The sequence below is a fragment of the Spirosoma sp. KCTC 42546 genome (genome assembly GCF_006965485.1).
In the GTDB taxonomy this organism is placed as follows: Bacteria; Bacteroidota; Bacteroidia; order Cytophagales; family Spirosomataceae; genus Spirosoma.
In genome coordinates this window covers 6,244,380-6,268,216 of the sequence record NZ_CP041360.1, presented here as the reverse complement: position 1 = coordinate 6,268,216, position 23,837 = coordinate 6,244,380, and the positions used below count along the sequence as shown (strand labels likewise).

The following is a 23,837-nucleotide window of genomic DNA, read 5'->3' as shown; positions in this document are numbered from 1 at the left end:
TACTTATCATTATACATTGTGCATTTTACATTATTCATTGAATAAAATTCCACGCCAGCGCTGTACCGGCCTGAATGTTTTGGTTGGCGGTTTTGCCGATGATGTCGTCGTAATAACGGGTATGCAGGCCATTAGCGGGGCGGATACTGCGGACGGTATCAGGTGTGAAGGGCTCACCCGCTTTCATGTCGCGCACGACGTATAATGAGCGTTTGAATTGCAGGCTTTTTTCTTCTTTCGGGGTTAGTGTGTAGCTGACCTGCCCCATGGCCAGCTGTGCCCGTTCGGTTTCAATAACGAGATTTTTGAGTTCGTCGGGCTCTAACGAAAAGGCTGAATCAACCCCACCATCGGCCCGGCGCAGGGTAACGTGTTTTTCAAGTACTACCGCTCCAAGGGCTACGGCTGCTACGGCTGCGCCAATACCCATTGTATGATCAGAGAGACCCACAGGTACATCGAACAACTCACGCATGTGCGGTATCGTGAGCAGGTTGGTTGTTTCGGGCGTGGCGGGGTAAGTGCTGGTGCATTTGAGCAGAATAAGATCTTTACATCCATTTGCACGAAGCACTTTTACGGACTCGTCAAGGTCAGCGATTGATGCGACGCCCGTACTCATAATGACCGGCTTACCCGTTTGCGCTACTTTTTTGAGTAGAATATGATCCGTATTTTCGAAGGACGCGATTTTGTAGAGCGGCACATTCAGTGATTCCAGAAAATCAACCGCCGTGGTATCGAAAGGCGAGCTAAAGGCAATCATGCCCCGCTTTTGGGCGTGTTCAAAAATTGGCTTGTGCCACTCCCACGGGGTATAGGCCTCCGCGTAAAGCTTATAGAGATTTTTATCGGCCCAGAGCGACTTGGCGTCCCGAATGTAAAACTCTTCTGATCCTCCGTTAAAGGTAATCGTGTCGGGGGTGTAGGTTTGGAGCTTAAGGGCGTGAGCACCGGCATCCGCTACAGCGTCGACAATTTCCAGGGCCCGGTCGAGCGATTGATTGTGATTGCCCGACATTTCGGCGATAACAAACGGACGGTGGGCCGGGCTAATAGTATGGTGGGCAACCTGAATCGGTTGGTTTTTTGTCATAGTCTAATCAACCCTATGGCCTTTTCAACACCGCGACGGCAGTTCGGCTATAAGGTTTTAAGGTAAAGCAAGCATGGCCTCTGCTGGCCAGCAACTCCAAATTTACCGCTTTCGCCCGACAATTTGAAACCGGCCCTTTCGAAAGCCCGTTTCGACGCCTGATTCTCCGGTTTGATATAAGCGTGAATCGTGACGGCGTCCCATCGTTTCCGGCAAATAGCGCATGCCTGCTGAATCAGTTGACTAGCTAAACCTTTTCCCCGCTGTCGGGCATCGACGGAGACACCAATAATAATTTCGTCGGGCATATCCGCTACCGGTGTCCGTTCAAAACGTACTTGTCCAACCGGCTGTCCTGCATCGTTTGAAAAAATAAGCAACAGGGCGTTGGGGTCGGCTAATTTTCTCGTAAACCAGGCCGTGTGCGTTTCCAGCGAAATCGGGGCGGAGTTAAACGACTGCTGGCGGGTATCGGGGTCATTGGCCCAGTCGAAATAAAGACGGGCATCGGCAGGTTGGGCCGTTCGGTAGGTAAGCATAGTTATAGCGCGAACATCTGACCGAATTACGTACTTAATTTTCGAAACAGCGCACGAAACCGTTCGGGCGATTGACCATCGAAAAACCGACGCTGGTTTATAAGTAAATCAGCCGCGTTTTCAGGCGAAAATTGAAACGCCTGAATCGCTAATTTTACCAACTGGTCTAACCCGAGTACGGGCGTCAAACGCGTAAGTAGGGTTGGGAAGTTGACCGATAGCGCCAGTTTTTCTTCGGACAGAAACCGCGCTAGTCGAGACTGATTATTGGCGGTGACAATGCCGATCAAGGGTCGATTGACAGCGCAAACCTCGTAACTGATGGTGCTACAAGCGGTAATGGCCAAACGGCATTGCTGCAATTCGTTAACCATTTCTGCGGCTGTCAGATTCTGTAGAATGGTCAGATTGGGTATTTGGCTTTTATAGGATTCAATAGCGGCTCGGTTTGGGTGAAAAGGCCCTAAAACAATGTGAACCGCCAGAGTAGTATCAACCTGTCGAATGGCGTCCAGCACTGTTAGTGATGTATTGTGTGGGTCGGCACCGCCCAGGCTAACAAAGATGGGGCCGTCCAAAGGGGGCTCACCATAATCTGCTGGATTCAAAAACTCCGGTCGTAGCAGCGCATAGTGGGGGCCCAGGCAAAAGTGGGTATCCGGTTCGGCATCATAATCAATATCAGAAACACCACCGGCATGATTGATAATTACATCGGCCACTTGATGGCCATCGATCAAATCATCGATAAAGACCAGTTTTTTTGCCCGCTCCTGCACCGATTGCTGAAACGCTTCGTCGAAAGCATATCCATCCAGCACAACGATTTCGTCAGGATGGATCTGAGCCAGAAAAGAAGTTTGTTGCGACGATTCTGGTAGCGAAACGATTGACAACCCAGCCTTTTCAATCGTTGCGCTAACTTCCAGCGTTGGCTCAACAAGCGCAAAGCGCATCAAAAAATCATTTTTCAGCATGTCGGCCAGGGCAAGGCAACGCATCACGTGGCCTAAACCAATCTGAGCGTTACCATCGGCGCGGAAAAGGATTTGGCTCATAGCTTAATGAACAATGTAAAATGGATAATAGATAATGATTGTTCTGGGTTCTGTGAATCTTGCATTGTCCATTTTACATTATCCATTTTACATTATCCATTATTCATTTTATACTTAAACTCCGCCACCTGCCAATCTGCCTCGGTATCAATATCATGGGCGGCCATTTCGGAAATGACAATACCGCCTGAGTTGTCCGTAACAAGCCGCTTGCTTTGCTGAAATGGGGCTACGTTAAAGAAGTAAAACTGGCCTGCATCATGGTAAGTCGGCTCCAGATCCTGCGACCGGGTCAGCGCGTGTTCAGGCTGAAACCACTGCACTTTCGACCCTCGTAGGAGTACAGCACGCTGAATAGGAAAGCTGAATGGCTGAACCGGATACACCGTATCGAACTGTTTGTCAGTCAGGGTTGAGAATGCTCGCTTCAGCAGTTCGGGCGTGACGAAGGGAGCGGTAGGATAGAGGCAGCAAGCGTAATCGAATATCTTTCCCTGTTGCTTATACTGAGCCAGAACTTCGTCCAGCACAGCGGCAGTTGTTGCATAATCATCCGCCGTTTCGGCAGTACGAAGAAACGGAACCGACGCACCGTATTTTTTTGCAATGTCTGCAATTTCAGCATCATCTGTCGAAACCATCACGTCGCTGAACAAACCTGACTGCAACGAAGCATCAATGACGTAGGCAATAATAGGTTTACCCAAAAAAGGCCGGATGTTTTTGCGCGGAATTCGTTTACTGCCGCCCCGCGCCGTTATGATGGCTACGTTGCTCATGCGCCCATGAATTCCTTTACCGCATCAATGACATACTCCTGCTCCTCATTGGTCAGTGTGGGAAACATCGGCAAACTCAGGCATCGGGCATAATACCGTTCAGCATTTGGAAAATCACCCGGCTTCCAGCCGAACTGCCGGTAGTAGGGCATCAAATGAACCGGAATGTAATGCACCTGTGCCATGATATTTTTCGTCCGAAGAAAATCGTAAAGCCCTTTCCGATCGTCAGTTTGAATTACGTAAAGGTGATACGCATGGCTCACCTGAGCGGGCGGAACGATGATGGTAACGTTGGTTCCAGAAAAGGCATCATCGTAGCGTTTGGCAATTTCCTGCCGACGCGCTAACATGGCATCCACACGTTGTAATTGACTTGTTCCCAGGGCGGCCTGCATATCGGTCAGGCGGTAATTATAGCCCAGTTCCTGTAACTCCATGTACCAGCCACCGCGTTCAGGTTCGCCGGGATAGGGCTCTGTTAACTCGGCCGGTTTGTTGGTGATGCCGTGCGTTCTGAGCCGAAGCAGGTGTTTATACAGTGCTTCGTCGTTGGTTGTAATCATGCCACCCTCGCCAGCTGCAATATGTTTAACAGGGTGAAAACTGAAAATGGCTAATTCAGCCAGCGACCCATCGCCACAGCGGTGAGTTATGCCTTTACGATCTACAAATGAACCGCCTGGTGCATGGCAGGCATCTTCCAGAAGCCACAAACCATACTCAACCGCCAGTTCACGGAAGGCAGCCAGATCAACCGGATAACCGGCAAAATCGACGGGAATAATACCCGAAAAATAGCCTTTCGGATGCTGTTCCAGTAAAGCTCGGACGGCGTTGATGTCGAGTAAGGCTGTTTCGGGATCAATGTCCGCAAAATAGACCTCGCCCCCGCAGTACCGGACACAGTTAGCCGAAGCTGAAAACGTAATGGGCGTTGTAATAACGCGTGTACCTTCTTTCACGCCCAATGCCATGCAGCACAGGTGTAAGGCGGCTGTTCCGTTGGCTATGGCTACGGCGTATTGACTGCCCACATACGTAGCGAAAGCAGCTTCAAACGCACCGATATGAGGCCCTTGCGTCAGGAATGGACCGCGAAGTACCTCGGCCACGGCCGCAATGTCCTCGTCTGTAATATGCTGACGACCGTATGGAATGGGAGACATAATCAAAATGTATAATGAAAAATGTATAATGAAAAATGGTTAGTAAGTAATGAGATCAAGCTGCCTGATACTCATTTTACACTATTCATTGTTCATTATACATTAAAATCAGGATCAACGTGCTCCCGAATCTGCTCGCGTAGCTGATCGACGTTGAGCCAATCGGTGTTGGTGCCGGAGTTGTATTTAAAGCCCATCTCAACCTGCCGCCCGTTGAAGGCCTGCATATAGTCATCAATGCTCCAGGTAGGCGTTGAGGGGGTAATGACGTAGTATTTATCCGTCTCGACCGTGTTGAGCGAATCGGTTTCGGTAATCATTTCCTCGTGCAGTTTCTCCCCCGGACGGATACCAACCAATTTCTGTTCGCAGTTGGGACCTATGGCCGTGGCTACGTCTGTGATGCGGTAGGATGGAATTTTGGGCACAAAAATCTCACCGCCCCAGGCATGTTCCAGCGCGTGAAACACCATTTCGACACCTTCTTCGAGGGAGATATTGAAACGGGTCATATCGGGGTGCGTAATGGGCAAAACACCATCTTTCCGCTTTTCCAGGAAGAACGGTACCACCGAACCCCGCGAGCCGATTACATTACCATAACGCACAACCGAGAACCGAAGGTCGCGGCTGCCTTTCATGTTGTTGGCGGCTACGAATAGCTTATCGGAGCAAAGTTTGGTAGCTCCGTAGAGATTGATAGGGGCGGCAGCTTTGTCGGTCGAAAGAGCAACCACACGTTTTACGCCGTTATCTAAAGCCGCGTTGATGACATTTTCGGCCCCAAATACATTTGTTTTGATGCATTCCATCGGGTTGTACTCAGCCGCTGGTACCTGTTTCAGCGCGGCTGCGTGCACAATGATGTCGATGCCTTCACAGGCCCGTTTGAGCCGTTCGCCATCCCTCACATCGCCAATGAAAAACCGGATGGACTTGTACTTGGGCTGGGGATAATACTGCGCCATCTCGAACTGTTTCAGTTCGTCGCGGGAGTAAATGACCACGCGTTTAACATCCGGGTGACGTTGATATACCATCTCGACAAATTTCTTGCCGAAGGAGCCGGTGCCGCCCGTAATCAAAATGGATTTATTCGATAAATCAAGCATTGGTTGTAGGTACTGAGTGGACCGTTGGTCCGTGTAAAAAGCTGTCTATTTCGTATCTTGTTTGTCTCGGACGGTCTGTAACAACGTGGCTAGTTCGGCAACAATCTGAGGGTATTTCTCGGCCAGATTCTTCGTTTCGCCCAGATCGGCTTTTAAATCATATAGTTGCGGCTTTGGCAAGTAACCTGTTTCAATATTGGTATCAGTATTAAGTGTCGGTCCGTTGGAGGGTTCAATGTATTTCCAGTTACCTCTTATCAATGAAAGCGTACCATTTATGGCATGTTCTATAACGTACTCCCGGCCTTTTTTAGCTTGTCCCAGAAATGTATCCAGTGTATTGAAGCTATCGGCGGCTTCTCCCTTCGCCAATGGCTGACCAACTAGTGTCGCAAATGACGCGGCCAAATCTACCTGACTGACCAAGGCGTCTGATTTCCCCGGCTTTACTTTTCCAGGCCAGCGCACGATAAAAGGAACCCGGGTTCCAGCATCGAACGCACTGTATTTCCCTCCGCGAAGGGGCCCCGCGGGTTTATGCCCATTCAATTTTTCAACGGCCTGGTCCTGGTAACCGTCATCAACAACAGGGCCATTATCACTGCTGACGATAACCATCGTGTTCTCTTTTAATCCAAGTCGATCCAGCGTTTTCATGACTTCGCCTACGCACCAGTCTAACTGGAGAATGGCATCGCCACGCGGTCCCATGCCGCTTTTACCCAAAAAACGGGAATTGGGTAAACGAGGAACGTGTATGTCGTGTGTAGAGAAATAAACAAAAAAAGGCCTGCCTTTACTGGTTTCGATAAACTGATTTACCTTTCCAGTCAGTACATCGGCCATTTCTTCATCAACCCACCGCGCCGACTTGCCACCACTCATGTAGCCAATCCGACTAACGCCATTAATAATGGTCTGATCATGCCCGTGCGAGTACTTCATCTTGAGTAATTCAGGATGATCTTTTCCAGTTGGCTCATTGCCAATCGGACCTTTATAGCTCACCTGAATGGGATCGGTGGGATCTAAGCCAACGATACGCTGGTTTTCTACGTATACACAGGGCACACGGTCGCCGGTGGCAGGCAGGAGAAACGAATAAGTAAAGCCAATTTCCCGTGGACCAGGTTTGATATCGCCGTTCCAGTCGGGCCCACCTTTAGGGCCCAAGCCCAAATGCCACTTGCCTACTACGCCCGTTTTATAACCGGCCCGTTGAAGAATACCGGGTAGCGTAACCCGATCGGTTGGAATCAGCAAAGCCGCATCGCCGGGAGCAATGCCCGTTCCTGTTTTCCGCCAGGCATACGAACCGGTCAGCAGCGAATAGCGCGAGGGCGTGCAGGTTGAGGAGGAGGCATGGGCATTGGTAAACTGCAATCCTTCCTTCGCAATCTGGTCAATATTCGGTGTACGGACTTTTGTGGCGCCATTGCAACTTATGTCGCCATACCCTAAATCATCGGCATAAATCAGTACAATATTGGGCTTTTGTTGCGCAACAGCAACCGGTTTGCCAAGCAGACAACTACCAAGAAGCAGGAAAAGGAACTTCGTTTGCATAGGTGTTTAGGACGTATTTATTGGCTTATCGACTGACTAACTGGTTCCCGTTCAAACGCGTCGATATAACTTTTAGCACTGGCATTTACGATCCGAACGCCCCGATGGTCGGCGTAATCACGCACTACTTCGTACCCTCGAAATACTTTGTGAAAGGACAGAAACTGCGACGCCATCGAAAAGGTGCGTTGCCGGTGTGCATCTGAATACACGGGCTGGTGCGATACGTCTTTAGGTTTATCGTAAAAATGTATCTGCTTGATTAATAGTTGATTTTTGTCGTTCAGTCGGATTTCCTCGTGCCAGGATGTATCGGCTCCGAAGAGGTAAATGGCATCGAACTTCCGGTTGATCATCAGCGCCAGAGCAGCAATAATAACCGTCTGTGCCTGTGGCATGCCCAGTCCTTTCGCGTAGAGCCAATAAACCAGCCATTGGAAACCACGAACAACCGTATAGTTAAAATAGACGACCTTAATGAGTGGATTGCCCTGCTCAATCTTGCCCAGCAGGTAAGAGCCTTTGGCAAAGTGTGGGACATACAAAAGCATGGGCCACTCTACTTTCTCCAGGAAAACAGACAACGTCCGGCGAATGTCGTCGCGGTCGGTGGTTTGTTCTGTGAAAACGAAGTAGTTGGGGTCTGAAATGACGTAGTCCTGCGGCCGTAGGCGGGTGAAAATATCGGCGTGCGCGAAGTTGTTTACGCAAACAATTTCGGTTTGACTAATAAAGTCGAACTGATCAACCAGGGATTCCTTTAAAGATGGACCATTACCTAGCACCGAGCAAATGGGCCGTTGCCGATCCGGTAACCGGGTAGTATGACGGCCACGAATCGCCACCTTCAGTAGCGATACCAGCGATGCAAACAACTCACTCAGGAATTGATTAACCGAATTAAACCCAGCTTCAATCATGCAGTAGGCTCCTGCTAAGACAGCCTTTTTTTTACAAAATAACGAAGAAAATAGCAGACCGGAGTTAGATACGACTGGGCGAGATTACAGGATTAAGCAGGTTTGATTCTTGAAAATCCCGTTAATCCTGTAATCCTGTTGAAAATAATCCTGTCAAAACAGCTTCTCGAAAACCAGTTTGGGGGATTCCTGGGCACCTAGGTTCCGTTTGAAACGTATCAGACTGGGTTTAGGCTGGTGGTTATCATCGAGTGACACCCCTAAGTCAAGTAGTTTGATTTTTTGTTTTTGACAATAGGCGAACAGCTCACCTATGAGCATAACCATAGGACTAAATGTGTGATAAGCGGGATGCGAGGCTGGCAGGAAGTTGTACACTATATCCTCCCGAACGCGCACCGCTACTGTTAAGGCAATGGGTTTAACGCCATCATTTACCGTAAAAACAGAAACGTGATTTGGGAAACCTCGTAGTAGGTTGGTTAGCTTTTCTGGCGCTATAGTGAGTGGGTAGCCTTTCTGATAGCGAGTTCCCTGTAAAAATTCAATCACCTTACTGATGTCTGGAGTTTTCCAATGCATAAACTGGAAGCCAGCTTCCCTGCATTTATGCAATCGTCGGCGTTCAGCGGGGGTAATCGTCTGTTCAAACGGATTGGCGGTAATAGGTAAAAAGAACGTTTGACTTGTTTCTCGTATGCGAAAACCATGATTGATCAAATGGGTAGTCAAAAGACTGGCTTGTTCAGGTGCATAACAGTTCGGGTAATTAACGATCCGCAAACTAGCAACGTCGACTGTGCGAGCAGTTTCGACAAGCAAATCCAGGAAATTAACTAAAACTGGCTCTGGGAGTGTTTTAGAAAATTCGATAGAGCCAAATGGTGCTGCCTGAGGGCTAACAGCCTCATTGGAACGAATAAAAAAAGCACATCGGGCATCGGCTCGTCGAGTGGTTTTGTTCAGGGCTGTCAGTAAATAAAGGTAGCCTTCGTCTTGTTGCCGAAGATGATTGTAGTCATTAAATAGAAAACCACATTGGTGAAATTCAGGAACATCAGCTGGTTTTGGGTTTTGTTGGAGTAGGATAGTATATTCGTTCATGTTAATATGTTGTATCACTTGTTGCGACGATACTAGCATGCAGTAAGTAACGGCAAGTCCTTGCTTGTGACGGCCGGTTTAACAGTTAATAACGGTCTTTGTGGTTTAACCCATAACGCAGAGTAACCGTAATGAAGCGAAATGTATGAAGCAACTAACCGCAGTAGCGCTTAATTTCAGGCGATATGCAGGGAGTAATCAGTCCTCATCTGAAGTAGGAAAATCAACTCCCTTTACTAAATCACTAATCAGCACCATAGGTATAGGTATCTGGCTGGTACTGTTTTCGTTCTTAACTCCTCTCACTACGCTAGCGCAGGCGGCTGATTGTCCAACAATTGCCAACACGGATCAGACTTCGGTAACAGCTTGTACCGGCTACATCATTGATAGCTTACAGGTTAAGACCAGCGTTTTCTGGCCGGATAAGATCGAGTTAGTACGATTTGATAGCCCGCAAACGAATCCCTATGATCGCACGGATGGAACGTCTCTTGGCGAACTGATTTCATCAAATGGCATCGCTACTATGCGAACCATTGCTTTCCCCCCAACTACATCAACTACAGACAGAGTATATTATGTCTATGGTCTGGTAAAGCCCCTACCTGCCGATGCCAATTGCCGACCATTTGCCTTAGTTACAGTTACAATTAAAGCAAACGCAACGGCTACTATTAAGGCGCAGGAAGCAACCTGTACTGGATCGGAGTCGGCGGCTGATGGGTGGGTGGGCATTGTTGGCTTTGAGCCAACGGATCGGTATGAAGTCGCAAACAATGGATTATTTTCTGGCGAAAGCCACCCAATACCCAGTGATGGGATTATTGTTCGTAATCTTACGCGTACGGGTAAACCGGAGACGTATGGAGTGAGAATATACAGCGTATTCGGCTGCTTTGTCGAACGGTCGGTAACGCTGGCAAACATATCCTGCGCCTGCCCGCCTGTTCGGTGCGTACCCATCGTTATTCAGAAACTAACGAGAGTACGTTGATTCTTTAGTTTCTATTGATTCTATGGATGCTTCTGTTCTGGAAGCTGTTTAACCGTTTGTCATTTCAGCGAAAACGAGTGCGCTTTTGCCTGTAGTACCGAACGGTACGGTCTATTACTTGAGTACAGTTAGTTTAGGACGTCCTGTGTTGGTAAGTAGACACTGAATGTGGCTCCTTTACCGGGTTGGCTCATTGCCATGATGTATCCCCGGTGATTTTCTGCAATCTTTTTGGCAATAGCCAGGCCAATGCCAGTACCGGGATATTTACCCTGTCCATGCAGTCGCTGGAATGTACCAAATATACGTTCTGCCTGATGGGCATCGAATCCGATTCCATTATCACAGATGTCTATCTGGCAGTATTCGGTCTGGGTAGCTATTGGCAAAAATGCTGCCGGGAGTTCTGTGCTACTGACCCGCCGACTCTCAATCTGAATATGGGGCACAGTGCCAGGTTTCATAAATTTGATTGCGTTGGAAAGCAGGTTCTGAAATAACTGGATAAGTTGACTGGCATCGCCAGGTATTGTATCCAGTTTGCCTACCTGGATCAGCGCCCCCGTATCCTGAATGCTAATTTCCAATTCGCTTACTACAACACCCATTAGTGCCGCTAAAGGCTGAGGTCCCCAACTATCGGAGCGAAGCGTGAGCCGGGAGTAATCGAGTAAGTCTTTGATAAGCATCGACATGCGCTTGGCTGCCAGAACCATTCGGTCAACAATATCTGTCCCTTCTTCGTCTAATTTGGGGGCATAGCTTGTCTTCAACCGATCGCCAAAGGCCTGAATTTTACGCAATGGCTCCTGCAAATCGTGCGAAGCGACATAACTGAATGAGGCCAATTCGGCATTCCGGTGTATGAGTTCCTGATTTTTTTCTAACAGGGTCTGATTGATTTCTTTCAGTTCTGTTTCGTAGCGAATCCGTTCAAGTTCAAATTCGGCTCGTTTGGCTACAATTTTTAAAAGCGAGGCAATGTACTCTGGTTCGTTAATAGGCGATTGGTGCATGACGGTCAGTATCCCGAACGCATGGCCTTTCGTGTCGTATAATGGATAGCCAATATAGCCTTCCACATTGAACTGAACCAGGGTTTGGTTTTTAGGAAAGAGTCGCCGGCATTGGCTGGGGTAGGTAGATAGCTTACCCTGAATAACCTGCTCACAGGGACCATCGGGAAGGTCGTACTGGATGTTGCCAACGGTCTGGCCATTAGCGGTAAGGGCATACGTACGAATGGCAAATGCACCCGGCGACGGTTCAACCAACTCGCCCAGAAATACATAGTCAAGCTTTGTTTGCTCGGTAATGTAGCTAACGAGTGAGTGAAAGAACTCATCACCAACCTTGTACGTGGCAAATCGGTCTGAGAACTCCAGAAGAAAGCGCTGATTGATTCCCTGCTGGTCAATCTGAGACTTCAATAAGGTGTTTTCAAGCGCCAGGGCATCAAGTCGCTGCTGTAAATGAGCAGTTGGCAGTACATCCATGTTACGGTAGTTAATAATTACTTCTTTTGCCGGGCTAATCCGCAATATATAGCCGGAAATAAAAGATTAACCAAATTTAATGCGCTCGTGAAAAAGTCAGCCTACCAGTTACTTTATTTTTTGAATTAAGTTAGTGGTAGGCTGACTTTTTTTTGCAGCACGAATGTATCATTTCCATCGTATTCCAACTGGAATAGCCTTTCAGGGCATAGACTTCCGTTTACCCCGTTGCGCGTACACTTGTTGAATAATTCCATCTTTTAAACCCAAATCTGGCACAATAATTCTGCTGGCACCAGCCCACTTCATCACTGAAATATAAATGTCGGCGGCTGGTACAATCACATCGGCCCGGTCGGCATTCAGGCGAAGCTTGTTGATACGATCTTCCTGACTGAAGCTCGCAATGTAATCCCGAATGCGTTCAATCTCGGTTCGGGTTGTTTCCAGTTCTGAGGTTTTGGAGGCCAGATTAAACAATTTGCTGATATTACCTCCTGTACCAACTGCCGTAATTTCGCGGGTTGCGTCAACATTATCCTCGACCCAATCCTCAATTTTACGCCAGGCTCCTTTATGTTCTTTTCCTTCCAGTAATCGAACGGAGCCTATTTTAAACGACTTGGAATTTATTTTTTTTCGGTTTTCGTAAACATTTAGCTCTGTACTTCCTCCGCCAACATCAATGTGCAGATATTGTTGATCGTCAAGGGCCTGAACCACTACATTGTTGATGAGTTCTGCCTCTTTACTGCCGTCTATAATGTGGATTTTAATGCCTGTAGCGGCTTCAATACGGTCGGCTATTTCGTGGCCGTTCGATGATTCACGCATGGCCGATGTAGCACAGGCCATGTAGCCCTCTACCTCATGCAACTCCATAAGCAGTTTATAGGCTTGCAGAAGTTTAGTGGTACGCGCTTCACTTTCCGGCGTCAGTGCGCCAAAATTGAACACATCATGTCCCAACCGGAGCGGAAAGCGTACATACTCGACACGCTTAAAGCTGACCAGACTATCGTTGTGCAAGACTGTTGAGATTTGCAGACGAGCTGCGTTGGAACCGATATCAATGGCTGCCAGTTTCATTATTAATCAATTAGTGAATTAGTGAATGAGCGAATTAGTGAATGATTGGTAGCTTCTATTCGCTCATTCACTAATTCGCTCATTCACTCATTAATTTGGGCCAAAGATACTCTTTTTTGCCTCCCTAAAGTCTAATTCCTCGTTAGTGGCTGGTTTACCGTAGAGTAAGTCATATGGTATGTTTGCCAAAAAAATCAGTTACTTTTGGCGCTGTTTGTCCAGTATCATAGTACATGACTATATTAGGTATTTCTGCTTTTTATCACGATTCGGCAGCTGCATTGATTGAAGATGGTCGTATCGTTGCCGCTGCTCAGGAAGAGCGATTTACCCGTAAAAAGCACGATCCGGGTTTTCCTGCTCAGGCTATTAAATACTGTCTTCAGTATGGCGGGGCCGATCTCAATAAACTAGACGCCATTGTTTTTTACGATAAGCCACTGCTCAAATTTGAGCGGCTGCTTGAAACCTATTACGCCTTTGCTCCCCAGGGAATTCGGTCTTTTTTGCTATCGATTCCGGTTTGGTTGAAAGAAAAATTATTTCTTAAGCGGCTCATTCGTCAGGAGTTAGAGAAGCTAGGATACGACCCATCTAAAAAAGTGAAACTGCTTTTTCCTGAGCACCACCTCTCGCATGGAGCCAGTGCTTTTTATCCATCTCCATTCGAGCGGGCGGCTATTCTGACCGTCGATGGCGTTGGCGAATGGGCAACGGCTTCCATAGGTTTAGGGGAGGGTAAAAACATTTCTATCCTGAAAGAAATGCGGTTCCCACACTCGCTGGGGCTGTTATATTCGGCATTTACCTATTTTCTGGGCTTTCGGGTAAATTCCGGCGAGTATAAATTGATGGGTCTGGCACCTTATGGGGACCCAAATTCGCCTGATGTAGCCCGGTATATGGCCATCATCAAAGAAAAATTAGTTGACCTTCGCCCCGATGGGTCCATTTGGCTCAATCAGGAGTATTTCGATTATGCTACTGGCCTAACCATGGTGAAAGAGGCCAAATGGGCAGAGCTGTTTGGATTTCCGCAGCGTCAGCCTGAAGATGAACTGAAAGATTATCACTGTAATCTGGGGTTGGCTATTCAGTATCTGACCGAAGAAGTGGTGCTAAATATGGCTCGTGAAGCCAAACGCCTGACTAATGCCGATGCACTGGTTATGGCGGGTGGGGTCGCACTGAACTGTGTATCGAACGGAAAACTACAGGCTGCTGGCCTGTTCAAAGACATCTTTATTCAGCCAGCCGCCGGTGATGCGGGTGGCGCGTTAGGAGCAGCCCTGGCAGCTTACCACATCTATTTTGGTAAAGAACGTATAGTTACCACCGAGCGCGATGCCATGCGGGGCTCTTATCTGGGACCAACGTTTTCGGATCTGGATGTTGAGTTGATGGCTGTTAAGTATAAAGCTGTTTCAACTCATTTTACGGATTTTGCTGAGTTAAGTACCGAAGCGGCCCGTTTATTAGCTGAAGGCAATGTAGTTGGCTGGGTACAGGGGCGGATGGAGTTTGGTCCAAGAGCCCTGGGTGGACGGAGTATCCTGGGTGATCCACGGAACGCCGAAATGCAGAAAAAACTGAATCTGAAGATCAAATACCGCGAGTCCTTCCGGCCGTTTGCTCCCTCGGTTCTGGCCGAAGATTGTGCCGAGTATTTTGATTATGACGGTATTTCACCCTATATGCTGCTAGTGCATCCGGTAGCCGAAAGTCGCCGGACACCCGTTCCTGCCGACTATGCCAGTTTCCCACTGCGCGAAAAGCTGTACTATCAGCGCTCCGATTTACCTTCCATTACGCACATCGACTACTCTGCCCGGATTCAAACGGTTCATAAAGATACCAACCCGCGCTACTATCAGTTGATCGACTCGTTTAAGAAACTTACGGGCTATGGCGTCATTGTTAACACCAGTTTCAACGTACGGGGCGAGCCTATCGTTTCTACGCCGGATGATGCCTACCGTTGCTTCATGCGTACCGAAATGGATTATTTGGTGGTCGGTAATTTCCTGTTCGATAAGCGCCAGCAACCTGAGTGGCAGGAGAAAGATAACTGGAAAGAAGAATTTGTTTTAGACTAGCCAAACACACTCCCGAACGATCTGTCCTGATGGGATCAAAACTTGTATCCAGTGCCGTCCGTCTGCTTTTGCTCGGATTCCTGGCCTTTATTTTGTATTACGGTGATCGACTGCATGTTACGTTCGATTACCCACACAAAGGTTTGTTTGATAACGTATATGTTCGACTGGCAAAAGGGTGTATCCTGGTGCTGATCGTTATTGAACTGCTTCGCTGCTACTATTATGGCGTTGTCAAAAATCCGAAGCCACCGAAGTTTCTTGGTAATTTAGCCACCCTGTTTGTTCCACTTGTTGGGCTGTTGGTTTTTGTTGAGATCATCTTTATGTGCATTTCCCAAAGCCAGGAAGGAGGTCTTACACTGGCATCGCATATCTGGTTTGAACGCTACTGGCCTCCCATGGTCGGCGATTATCGGGATACGACAAAAGTTGATACAGTAGGTAAAAAGAACGTTTTGGTGGTGGGCGACTCGTTTACGTCGGGTCACGGTCTCAAATCAGCTGACGAACGGTACGGGAATGTTCTTAGCGAAAAATTAGGTACCAAAGAGTATGTAACATACAACCTCGGTATATCAGGCTCCGATACGCGTGATGAATACGCTCGGCTGGTAAAGTTTGGCAAAACGCCTGACGTGTTGGTTTTGCAGTATTTCCCGAACGACATTGAAAAGGTAGCCCGCGATCATGGGTTAGTTCCTGCTGGATTTGAGCCGTATTCGGATATGCCCCGCGCTGTACAGTCGCTGTTTATTAAGTCGTATTTGCTCAATTATTTATACTGGCAGTTTCCACACGGTAATTTTGCGCCTTTTGATACATACGCCCGCACTGCCTACGGCACACCGGCCATTATTAACGACCACTTAAGCGACCTTAACAAATTCATAACCTACGCACAGGAGCATAATTCCCGCTTTTACGTTGTTATGTTTCCGTTCTCGCACAATATTGAAAAAACAGCTGTGTACGTTAAACCTGTAGTTGACTTCTTTCAACGCAGTAACGTACCCATTCTGGATGTTGGTAAACTCATGGGCGATATTGCCCCGAACGATCGGGTTGTAGGCCGTAATGATGGCCATGCCAGTGCTCTGGTGAATCAGCGTGTGGGCGATGCTTTGTTTCGACTTATGCAGTCGAATCCGGGTACTGTTCAGGCGCCATCTGTTAACAAGCAAATAAACTAAAAGTAGACATGGAATTTTTGCAGGACATTTTCAAATTCATGAAGCAGCGCAAAAAATGGTGGCTGGCTCCGATGATTATTTTACTGTTACTCATCGGTGTTCTAATTGTTATTGGTGGCGGTTCTGCCGTTGCTCCATTTATCTATACGTTGTTTTAAGGCATGGATGTTACCGAAAAAGTAAAGGCCCAGCTGGTCATCGTGACTGGTCTGGTTGTGTTATATTTTGTGTTTAAATCACCCTGGTGGCTTTATGCAGCAGCAGCCGTTGGCTTGCTGAGCCTGGCTATTCCGGTAGTTGGTGATTTGATTGTGAAGGCCTGGTTCAAAGTGGCTGAAATACTGGGAAACATCAATGGCAAGATCATTTTGTCGATCCTGTTTTTTGTGTTTTTATGGCCAATTGCGTTGCTGTATCGCCTGACGTCGAAAAATCCGCTGGATATTAAACGGACGAACGAAAAGTCGTTTTACAACGAGCGGAATCACCAGTACACGAAAGAGGATTTGGAACAGACCTGGTAGCTATTGTTGATGCGACTAGATTAGCTGTAACTATCATAGAATCAATAGAATCTTAAAAATAGGGTATGCTGCGTGTCGGCGTACCCTATTTTTGTCTATTTTTGTTGTAGCTTATCCAGAAAGACGGAGGGAACGGACCCGATGATGTCTTGGCAACCAACCAACTCCAGGAACTGGTGCCAATTTCCTCCCGCTTAGTAGCGGGATAGATAAGTAGCCTTCTGCTATCTGTCTTTCTGTAAGTCATTTTATCTTTTTGGACTTTTTTAAGTGTGCTGGTTGTTAGTAGCCCTAATAACCAAGCCTTCTATAACTCGCTTTTGAAAACGATATACGAACTCCTCCACGAACGCATCCTCGTCCTTGATGGTGCGATGGGTACGATGATCCAACGGTATAACCTGACTGATGCGGATTACCGGGGTGAACGATTTAAGGATTGGCCACATGATCTGAAGGGTAACAACGATTTGTTATCGTTGACGAAACCGGATATAATCAAGGCGATCCATAAGCAATATCTGGAAGCAGGTGCCGACATTATTGAAACCAATACTTTCAGTGGTACAACCATTGCCATGGCCGATTACCACATGGAGGAACTGGCTTATGAACTCAACTATGAATCGGCCCGGATTGCCAAAGAGGTAGCTGAGGAAATTACACGTCAGAATCCGGATAAACCGCGCTTTGTCGCCGGTGCTATGGGACCAACGAACCGTACAGCTTCCCTGTCGCCGGATGTGAACAATCCCGCCTATAGGGCTGTTACGTTCGATGATTTGGTCAATGCGTATTATGAGCAGGTGAGTGGTTTAGTGGATGGTGGCTCAGATGTGCTGCTAGTCGAAACAATCTTTGATACCCTCAATGCGAAGGCAGCTATGTTTGCCATCGACAAATATTTCAATTTAAATCCGCAGAAGACGGTTCTGCCCATCATGATCTCAGGCACCATTACCGATGCCAGTGGTCGTACATTATCGGGGCAGACGACCGAAGCGTTTTTGTACTCGGTTTCCCATTTGCCCCTGCTCAGTGTAGGCTTAAACTGTGCGCTTGGTGCTGCCTTAATGCGGCCTTACATTCAGACACTCGCAAAAGAAGCACCATTTTTTACGTCAGCCTACCCGAATGCGGGCTTGCCTAATGAATTTGGTGAGTACGATGAAACGCCGGATATGATGGCGGCTCAAATCGAAGATTTTATTAAAAGTAGTTTCGTCAATATTGTTGGCGGCTGTTGTGGCTCTACACCCGATCATATCCGTGCTATTGCGGATGTGGCGGCTAAATATCCGCCCCGGCAATTGCCGGAAGCTGAGCCTTATCAAAAGCTGAGCGGCCTGGAACCCCTGAAAATTACGGAGCAAACCAACTTCCTGAATGTTGGCGAACGAACGAACGTAACAGGGTCAAAGAAATTTGCCCGGCTCATTAAAGAAGGGAATTTCGATGAAGCCCTGAGTATTGCCCGTGGCCAGGTTGAAGGGGGCGCGCAGGTGATTGACATCAACATGGATGAAGGCATGCTGGATTCGGTGGAGGCCATGAAAACCTTCCTGAACCTGATTGCTGCCGAGCCCGATATTGCCCGTGTCCCTATCATGGTCGATTCCTCAAAGTGGGAAGTGATCGAGGCTGGCCTGAAATGCGTCCAGGGAAAAGCCATTGTGAACTCCATCTCCCTAAAAGAAGGCGAAGAGGCATTCATTGAACGGGCACAACTCGTTAAACGCTATGGTGCGGCTGCGGTGGTAATGGCGTTCGACGAAACCGGGCAGGCTGACTCCTACGAACGGCGCATTCAAATCTGCGAACGGGCGTACCGGATTCTGGTCGATAAAGTCAAATTTGCTCCACAGGATATCATTTTCGATCCCAATATCCTGACTGTAGCAACGGGTATCGAAGAGCACAACAACTACGCCGTTGACTTCATCAACGCAACGCGCTGGATCAAGCAAAACCTGCCGCTAGCCAAAGTGAGTGGGGGCGTATCGAATATCTCGTTTAGTTTCCGGGGTAACGATGTTGTACGGGAAGCGATGCACTCGGCCTTTCTGTATCACGCCATTCGGGCCGGTATGGATATGGGTATCGTGAATGCCGGGCAACTGGAAGTGTATGATAGCATTCCAAAAGAGTTGCTGGAGCGTTGCGAAGATGTACTTCTCAATCGTCGGGACGATGCCACCGAGCGCCTGGTCGATTTTGCCGAAACGGTGAAAGCGAAAGGGAAAGTCATTGTTCAGGATGAAAGCTGGCGGCTCGAACCCGTTCGGGAACGTCTCAAGCACGCCCTTATCAAAGGCATTACCGATTATATTGACCAGGACGTTGAAGAAATCCGGCAGCAGGTAGAACGACCGTTGCACGTCATTGAAGGTCCATTGATGGACGGTATGAATGTAGTGGGTGATCTGTTTGGGGCGGGTAAAATGTTTCTGCCTCAGGTAGTTAAATCAGCGCGGGTAATGAAAAAAGCGGTGGCCTATTTAACCCCGTTTATTGAAGCCGAGAAACTTATTGGGGGAGATACATCCCAGAATGCCGGAAAAATCCTGCTGGCAACGGTTAAAGGCGACGTTCACGATATTGGCAAAAACATTGTTGGTGTGGTGCTGGGTTGCAATAACTACGAGATTATTGACCTTGGAGTGATGGTGCCGACCCAAAAAATTCTGGACGCTGCCCGCGAACATAACGTAGACATTATCGGATTGAGTGGGTTGATTACGCCTTCGCTTGATGAAATGGTCGGCGTAGCAAAAGAAATGGAGCGGCAGGGCTTTACCATGCCGTTGCTAATTGGGGGCGCAACCACCTCACGGATGCATACGGCGGTTAAGATCGATCCACACTATTCGGGGCCGGTAGTTCACGTGCTGGATGCCAGTCGGAGCGTTCCGGTTGCCGGAAAACTGGTTAGTGATACAGACGGTACGCGGGATAAAATCTTCACAGAGATTAAAGCTGAGTACGTTAAACTTCGGGATGATCACGCTAGGCGGCAGAAAGAAAAAGCCAGCCTGAGTATTGCCAAGGCGCGCGATAACCGGACAAAAATAGACTGGAGTTCGTTTGAGCCTACCAAGCCAACGTTTCTGGGCAACCGGTACTTCGAGGATTATGATATTGCCGAACTCGCAAAGTACATCGACTGGACACCATTCTTCCAGACCTGGCAATTGCACGGCAAGTACCCGGCTATTTTCGAAGATGCGGTTGTTGGACAGGAAGCTAAAAAGTTGTTCGATGATGCGAACCGGCTTTTGCAGGAAATTATTGATAACAAACTCCTGAAAGCAAAGGCCGTTGTTGGATTCTTCCCTGCCAATTCGGCTGATGATGACGTGTTGCTCCACGATTTTGAAGAACACACTCGGGAGGTTCCCTGTGAGCGTCACGGCTCCCATCAGCACATTGAATACAAAATCAGCAAAGCGCAGTCGCAAACGGCGGTGAGTTCAGCAGGTGAGTTGATCTACGATACCAGGACCGTATTGCATTTCCTGCGCCAGCAGAATCAGAAGGCGCCCGGCTTGCCAAACTTCTGTTTATCGGACTTCATTGCGCCATTGGAAAGCGGCCGGGAAGATTACATTGGTGGATTTGCTGTAACGGCCGGTATTGGCATTGAAGCGTTGATCGAAAAATATGATCGCGACCATGACGATTACAACAGCATTATGGTGAAAGCGCTTGCCGATCGCCTGGCCGAAGCGTTTGCAGAACGGATGCACGAGCGTGTTCGGAAGGAATTCTGGCCGTATGCCGTCGACGAAAATCTACCAAATGAGCAATTGATTAAAGAGGCTTACCAGGGAATTCGGCCCGCACCGGGTTATCCGGCCTGCCCCGACCACACCGAGAAGGCAACCTTGTTTAATCTGCTGGATGCCACTAAGATCGATATTGAATTAACCGAAAGTTATGCCATGTATCCGGCGTCATCGGTGAGTGGTTTTTACTTTTCACACCCGGAATCCAAGTATTTCCCTGTCGGAAAAATCAATAAAGATCAGGTTTTGGATTATGCTCTCCGGAAGGATATGCCCGTTGACGAGGTTGAAAAATGGCTGAGCCCGGTGTTGAGTTATGATGTGTAGATCGTAACCTCAAGTATATTTTAATAAAAAATCCCCAGAGCTATCTCCGGGGATTTTTTATGATCTAGTAACCCAATTCCTTATGGCATCAAGACAGTATCAATTACGTGAATCACGCCATTGGACTGATTTACGTCGGCAATCGTAACTGTTGAAACACCACCTTTAGCATCCGTCAATTCAATCTTTTTGCCTTTTTGCATAGCCGTTAGCGTACCACCTGATACCGTTGTCAGCGTAGCTTTACCACCACCATCTTTAATAGCTTTCATCAGATCGGCAGCACTCATTTTACCGGGTACCACGTGGTACGTCAGGATCTTGGTCAGCGTTTCTTTGTTCTCTGGTTTTACCAGCGTTTCTACCGTGCCTTTTGGCAGTTTATCGAAGGCTTTATTGGTAGGGGCAAACACCGTGAATGGGCCTGGGCCAGAAAGCGTTTCAACAAGACCAGCCGCCTTAACAGCCGCTACCAGTGTGGTATGATCTTTCGAGTTTACTGCGTTCTCAATGATATTTTTGGACGGATACATGGGTGCGCCACCCACCGTTACCGTTTTTTCCTGGGCAAATGAAACCTGACTGATGGCTACTAAGCTGAGTAGGGCAAATGCGAATTTGATCGTCTTCATTGTCGTTGTTTTTGAAATTAGTTGAAATGTGTACTGAATGTGTTACTGTGTGTCGATCAACGGGAAGACTTACGGGAGTACTGTACGGTTTGGATTTAAACTAGGGTAAACTATTTTTTAAGTATCTGATTAGTAGTGATTTTGCTTGCCAAGGTATAAGGGGCAGGGTTGTAAAAGCAAACCGCCGAACATAGGTCCGGCGGAAATGCGAAATAGGGAAGATAGTAGGAGTGGAGAGGAGTGGAGAGCTAGCGTTATAAATTCTGGATAGAAGATATAATCAAAATAGGTGGTATTTGCTCAAAATGAAAAGGGGAAATAGACGGTTTTTGTAGGGGTGATTTCCCGTATTTTTACTGGAATCCCCTTGTTAACTTACTATTTTTACTATTAAGTATTTGATTTTCAGTGGTTTGTGCTTGTGATGTTTATTAGGTTATCTATAAGATGGTATTGTTTATAAGTAAATGGGGGCTTAGGTTTGGCTAAACCAAAAAACTACTGATACATAATGGATGAATTTCCTACTGACCCCGTTAAGCTCAAGGAGGCTTGTGAGCGCTATGAAAAATTACTGACTGACTTGAAGTTGACTAACTTCTTTAGAAGAGACTTCTTTGATGTGGCTGACCTTAAAAAGATACTTGAGGCTAATCAATCAGAGCATGTTAAAGTATATTATGGCATTGACGAGCAGAACAGGCATTTTTTGTTCCTTGCGCCAACCCAGGAAGATGGCCGTGCCCGGGATGATATAGATACTACAGCAGCACTCTGTTGCTGTCAACGTCCCCCATGTCCTTTGGAGAAAAGTGATCGTTACGCAGATTAATCTGTTATTTTAATCCGTATTATGTGGGATACGTTTTTGTACATTACCTTAATGGGCGTAAGTACTTATTTATATACAATAAATTACCGGGTGCTTACGCCCCCGCTTCGATTACTAACTATCAATATAACAGCAACATTTGCTGCCACGATCTATGCAATCTATCTATTGCGGGTCGCACAAAAAGATAATATACACATATACCACATTTTACCAATCGTACAATATACATTATACGGCTTACTATTTAGTCAATTAGTGAAGTCAGTTTTTAGTAAACGACTCATCTGGCTGTCTATAGGCTTATTTGCTTGTATCTCCTTAATTTTATCATTTACGGTTCAATCCTGGAACCAGTATAATTCCTACGAAAGTACATTATTTAATGTGTTAATCTCCTGTTTATCTGGTCATTATCTTTGGAGGATTTTTGTTGATGTTAAGGTTTCAGCTTTAGAGCAAGAGGCTTTATTTTGGGTCGCGGCAGGTTTGTTTTTCACGTCGTTGGGTAATTTTTTTGTGCAGGGGTTAATGGATTACTTAATCACAAATTCGGTATCCAATACCTTAACTGTTTATTGGATTCATGAATTGATGGATTTTGTATTGTTTGGTATTTTTTTATTGGCATTATACGTATACCTACGATATTCGCTAAACAGTAATAGGCATTAAGTACTATGTCAACCCAGACACCTGATGTTATCTTAATTATATCAATAGGTACGTTGCTTTTTCTTTCGTTAGCAGGTTTTATTACGTTATTACTCGTCCTTTATAAACAGCGATACAAAGCGCATCAGCAACAATTAATTACGCTTGAGGAAGTCTATCAGCGTGAACTTCTCCAGTCTCAGCTCGAAATTCAAAATCAGACCCTCCAGCAAATTGCGCACGACCTGCATGACAATATAGGTCAATTGCTTACTGTGGTCGTGATGCGACTAAATACCCTCGATAATGAAACCGCTGAACCCGATACCCAGCAGTCGGTTCGGCAAACCCGAGATTTAGTAAGGACGGTCATTGCTGATGTACGGATGCTTTCCAAAACCCTGGATTATGATACGGTAGGCCGGTTTGGACTACTTTCCAGCTTAACCCTTGAACTGGAGCGTATTCAGCGAGCTGGTAGTATACAGGCCGAGTTAGTCACACTTGGCGACCCTTATTTATTGGGAGAGAAAATTGAAATGGTGTTGCTGCGTATGACGCAGGAATCGCTCAATAACGCACTTAAACACGCAGAGGCCCAGAAGCTTACAGTTATAACTGATTATAAGGTCGATGCCTTTTGTCTAACTATTTCCGACGATGGCCGGGGTTTTTCGGTTCCGGATGCTGCGGCTCGTACGCTCGATAAAGCCGGGGCTGGTTTGGGGAATCTGCACCGGCGGGCTGGCCTCTTGGGTGGTACTTGTAGCGTTGTGAGCCAACCTGGTGCTGGAACACGTATAGAAATCCAGATCCCCCGTAACCAATCCAGTTAAACCATAAATGTGTAGGAGATAAAAATAACTGGA

Annotated in this window: 20 protein-coding genes and 1 riboswitch; of the genes, 8 read left to right on the top strand and 12 right to left on the bottom strand. The window is 47.2% G+C overall.

From position 1 onward, the window contains the following. Nucleotides 1-34: 34 nt before the first annotated feature. From pseI to EXU85_RS25825, 9 genes are all read right to left on the bottom strand, one after another. Entirely contained in the window at nucleotides 35-1,096 is a 1,062-nt protein-coding gene (gene pseI, locus EXU85_RS25865; protein WP_142774859.1) for a pseudaminic acid synthase, read from the bottom strand. Nucleotides 1,097-1,143: 47 nt separating this feature from the next. Further along, nucleotides 1,144-1,635, bottom strand: coding sequence for a GNAT family N-acetyltransferase (locus tag EXU85_RS25860; protein ID WP_210422407.1), 492 nt, complete (start codon nucleotides 1,633-1,635; stop codon nucleotides 1,144-1,146). Between the two features lie 26 nt (nucleotides 1,636-1,661). Then, on the bottom strand, nucleotides 1,662-2,693 hold the full coding sequence (pseG, locus tag EXU85_RS25855) for a UDP-2,4-diacetamido-2,4,6-trideoxy-beta-L-altropyranose hydrolase (protein WP_142774857.1): 1,032 nt from the start codon (nucleotides 2,691-2,693) through the stop codon (nucleotides 1,662-1,664). A gap of 92 nt (nucleotides 2,694-2,785) precedes the next feature. After that, entirely contained in the window at nucleotides 2,786-3,472 is a 687-nt protein-coding gene (gene pseF / locus EXU85_RS25850) for a pseudaminic acid cytidylyltransferase (RefSeq protein ID WP_142774856.1), read from the bottom strand. Next, the gene (gene pseC, locus EXU85_RS25845) at nucleotides 3,469-4,641 is read right to left on the bottom strand and encodes a UDP-4-amino-4,6-dideoxy-N-acetyl-beta-L-altrosamine transaminase (protein ID WP_142774855.1); all 1,173 of its coding nucleotides are present in this window, start codon (nucleotides 4,639-4,641) and stop codon (nucleotides 3,469-3,471) included. Before pseC ends, pseF begins: the two co-directional genes overlap by 4 nt. A 95-nt stretch (nucleotides 4,642-4,736) precedes the next feature. After that, nucleotides 4,737-5,753, bottom strand: a complete 1,017-nt coding sequence (gene pseB / locus EXU85_RS25840; RefSeq protein ID WP_142774854.1) for a UDP-N-acetylglucosamine 4,6-dehydratase (inverting) — start codon at nucleotides 5,751-5,753, stop codon at nucleotides 4,737-4,739. A gap of 45 nt (nucleotides 5,754-5,798) precedes the next feature. Then, entirely contained in the window at nucleotides 5,799-7,319 is a 1,521-nt protein-coding gene (locus tag EXU85_RS25835) for an arylsulfatase (protein WP_142774853.1), read from the bottom strand. 17 nt (nucleotides 7,320-7,336) lie between these two features. Further along, complete coding sequence (locus EXU85_RS25830) at nucleotides 7,337-8,239, bottom strand: hypothetical protein (RefSeq protein ID WP_142774852.1); 903 nt, start codon at nucleotides 8,237-8,239, stop codon at nucleotides 7,337-7,339. Between the two features lie 153 nt (nucleotides 8,240-8,392). Beyond that, a complete protein-coding gene (locus tag EXU85_RS25825) occupies nucleotides 8,393-9,343 on the bottom strand; it encodes a GNAT family N-acetyltransferase (RefSeq protein WP_142774851.1) in 951 nt (316 codons plus the stop codon). Between the two features lie 145 nt (nucleotides 9,344-9,488). On the opposite strand from EXU85_RS25825, the gene EXU85_RS25820 reads away from it, so the two are divergent. After that, entirely contained in the window at nucleotides 9,489-10,340 is an 852-nt protein-coding gene (locus EXU85_RS25820) for a hypothetical protein (protein WP_246859248.1), read from the top strand. Between the two features lie 128 nt (nucleotides 10,341-10,468). Here the strand turns inward: EXU85_RS25820 and EXU85_RS25815 are convergent, their stop codons facing one another. Next, nucleotides 10,469-11,836, bottom strand: a complete 1,368-nt coding sequence (locus EXU85_RS25815) for an ATP-binding protein (RefSeq protein ID WP_142774850.1) — start codon at nucleotides 11,834-11,836, stop codon at nucleotides 10,469-10,471. A gap of 201 nt (nucleotides 11,837-12,037) precedes the next feature. Next, the gene (locus tag EXU85_RS25810; protein ID WP_142774849.1) at nucleotides 12,038-12,925 is read right to left on the bottom strand and encodes a Ppx/GppA phosphatase family protein; all 888 of its coding nucleotides are present in this window, start codon (nucleotides 12,923-12,925) and stop codon (nucleotides 12,038-12,040) included. A 233-nt stretch (nucleotides 12,926-13,158) separates the two neighbouring features. On the opposite strand from EXU85_RS25810, the gene EXU85_RS25805 reads away from it, so the two are divergent. The 5 genes from EXU85_RS25805 to metH all read left to right on the top strand — a co-directional run bounded on the left by EXU85_RS25805 (nucleotide 13,159) and on the right by metH (nucleotide 20,850). After that, nucleotides 13,159-15,021 (top strand): carbamoyltransferase, encoded by a 1,863-nt coding sequence (locus tag EXU85_RS25805; RefSeq protein WP_142774848.1) that lies wholly within the window; start codon nucleotides 13,159-13,161, stop codon nucleotides 15,019-15,021. A 29-nt stretch (nucleotides 15,022-15,050) separates the two neighbouring features. Beyond that, nucleotides 15,051-16,214 carry an SGNH/GDSL hydrolase family protein gene (locus EXU85_RS25800; RefSeq protein ID WP_142774847.1) on the top strand — a complete coding sequence of 388 codons (1,164 nt, stop codon included), beginning with the start codon at nucleotides 15,051-15,053 and terminating at the stop codon, nucleotides 16,212-16,214. An 8-nt stretch (nucleotides 16,215-16,222) separates the two neighbouring features. Then, entirely contained in the window at nucleotides 16,223-16,372 is a 150-nt protein-coding gene (locus EXU85_RS35505) for a DUF5989 family protein (protein WP_012928744.1), read from the top strand. A 3-nt stretch (nucleotides 16,373-16,375) separates the two neighbouring features. Further along, nucleotides 16,376-16,738: an SxtJ family membrane protein gene (locus tag EXU85_RS25795; RefSeq protein ID WP_142774846.1), complete on the top strand. Its 363-nt coding sequence runs from the start codon at nucleotides 16,376-16,378 to the stop codon at nucleotides 16,736-16,738. Nucleotides 16,739-16,846: 108 nt separating this feature from the next. Beyond that, nucleotides 16,847-16,954, top strand: a riboswitch (SAM riboswitch). Nucleotides 16,955-17,058: 104 nt separating this feature from the next. Further along, nucleotides 17,059-20,850 carry a methionine synthase gene (metH, locus tag EXU85_RS25790; RefSeq protein ID WP_142774845.1) on the top strand — a complete coding sequence of 1,264 codons (3,792 nt, stop codon included), beginning with the start codon at nucleotides 17,059-17,061 and terminating at the stop codon, nucleotides 20,848-20,850. 80 nt (nucleotides 20,851-20,930) lie between these two features. On the opposite strand, the gene EXU85_RS25785 is transcribed toward metH, so the two are convergent. Continuing rightward, nucleotides 20,931-21,482, bottom strand: coding sequence for a fasciclin domain-containing protein (locus tag EXU85_RS25785; RefSeq protein WP_142774844.1), 552 nt, complete (start codon nucleotides 21,480-21,482; stop codon nucleotides 20,931-20,933). A gap of 511 nt (nucleotides 21,483-21,993) precedes the next feature. On the opposite strand from EXU85_RS25785, the gene EXU85_RS25780 reads away from it, so the two are divergent. Next, nucleotides 21,994-22,314 (top strand): hypothetical protein, encoded by a 321-nt coding sequence (locus EXU85_RS25780; protein ID WP_142774843.1) that lies wholly within the window; start codon nucleotides 21,994-21,996, stop codon nucleotides 22,312-22,314. Nucleotides 22,315-22,994: 680 nt separating this feature from the next. Continuing rightward, complete coding sequence (locus EXU85_RS25775; RefSeq protein WP_142774842.1) at nucleotides 22,995-23,804, top strand: sensor histidine kinase; 810 nt, start codon at nucleotides 22,995-22,997, stop codon at nucleotides 23,802-23,804. Nucleotides 23,805-23,837: the final 33 nt, after the last annotated feature.

Excerpts from the sequence above, each read along its gene's own strand:
- EXU85_RS25775 (WP_142774842.1), top strand. The coding sequence starts at position 22,995 with ATGTCAACCCAGACACCTGATGTTATCTTAATTATATCAATAGGTACG.
- EXU85_RS25815 (WP_142774850.1), bottom strand. The coding sequence starts at position 11,836 with ATGGATGTACTGCCAACTGCTCATTTACAGCAGCGACTTGATGCCCTG.
- pseB (WP_142774854.1), bottom strand. The coding sequence starts at position 5,753 with ATGCTTGATTTATCGAATAAATCCATTTTGATTACGGGCGGCACCGGC.
- EXU85_RS25785 (WP_142774844.1), bottom strand. The coding sequence starts at position 21,482 with ATGAAGACGATCAAATTCGCATTTGCCCTACTCAGCTTAGTAGCCATC.
- EXU85_RS25825 (WP_142774851.1), bottom strand. The coding sequence starts at position 9,343 with ATGAACGAATATACTATCCTACTCCAACAAAACCCAAAACCAGCTGAT.
- EXU85_RS25800 (WP_142774847.1), top strand. The coding sequence starts at position 15,051 with ATGGGATCAAAACTTGTATCCAGTGCCGTCCGTCTGCTTTTGCTCGGA.
- EXU85_RS25820 (WP_246859248.1), top strand. The coding sequence starts at position 9,489 with ATGAAGCAACTAACCGCAGTAGCGCTTAATTTCAGGCGATATGCAGGG.
- pseF (WP_142774856.1), bottom strand. The coding sequence starts at position 3,472 with ATGAGCAACGTAGCCATCATAACGGCGCGGGGCGGCAGTAAACGAATT.
- EXU85_RS25830 (WP_142774852.1), bottom strand. The coding sequence starts at position 8,239 with ATGATTGAAGCTGGGTTTAATTCGGTTAATCAATTCCTGAGTGAGTTG.
- EXU85_RS25795 (WP_142774846.1), top strand. The coding sequence starts at position 16,376 with ATGGATGTTACCGAAAAAGTAAAGGCCCAGCTGGTCATCGTGACTGGT.
- pseC (WP_142774855.1), bottom strand. The coding sequence starts at position 4,641 with ATGTCTCCCATTCCATACGGTCGTCAGCATATTACAGACGAGGACATT.
- pseG (WP_142774857.1), bottom strand. The coding sequence starts at position 2,693 with ATGAGCCAAATCCTTTTCCGCGCCGATGGTAACGCTCAGATTGGTTTA.
- EXU85_RS25780 (WP_142774843.1), top strand. The coding sequence starts at position 21,994 with ATGGATGAATTTCCTACTGACCCCGTTAAGCTCAAGGAGGCTTGTGAG.
- EXU85_RS25810 (WP_142774849.1), bottom strand. The coding sequence starts at position 12,925 with ATGAAACTGGCAGCCATTGATATCGGTTCCAACGCAGCTCGTCTGCAA.
- EXU85_RS25835 (WP_142774853.1), bottom strand. The coding sequence starts at position 7,319 with ATGCAAACGAAGTTCCTTTTCCTGCTTCTTGGTAGTTGTCTGCTTGGC.
- EXU85_RS35505 (WP_012928744.1), top strand. The coding sequence starts at position 16,223 with ATGGAATTTTTGCAGGACATTTTCAAATTCATGAAGCAGCGCAAAAAA.
- EXU85_RS25805 (WP_142774848.1), top strand. The coding sequence starts at position 13,159 with ATGACTATATTAGGTATTTCTGCTTTTTATCACGATTCGGCAGCTGCA.
- pseI (WP_142774859.1), bottom strand. The coding sequence starts at position 1,096 with ATGACAAAAAACCAACCGATTCAGGTTGCCCACCATACTATTAGCCCG.
- EXU85_RS25860 (WP_210422407.1), bottom strand. The coding sequence starts at position 1,635 with ATGCTTACCTACCGAACGGCCCAACCTGCCGATGCCCGTCTTTATTTC.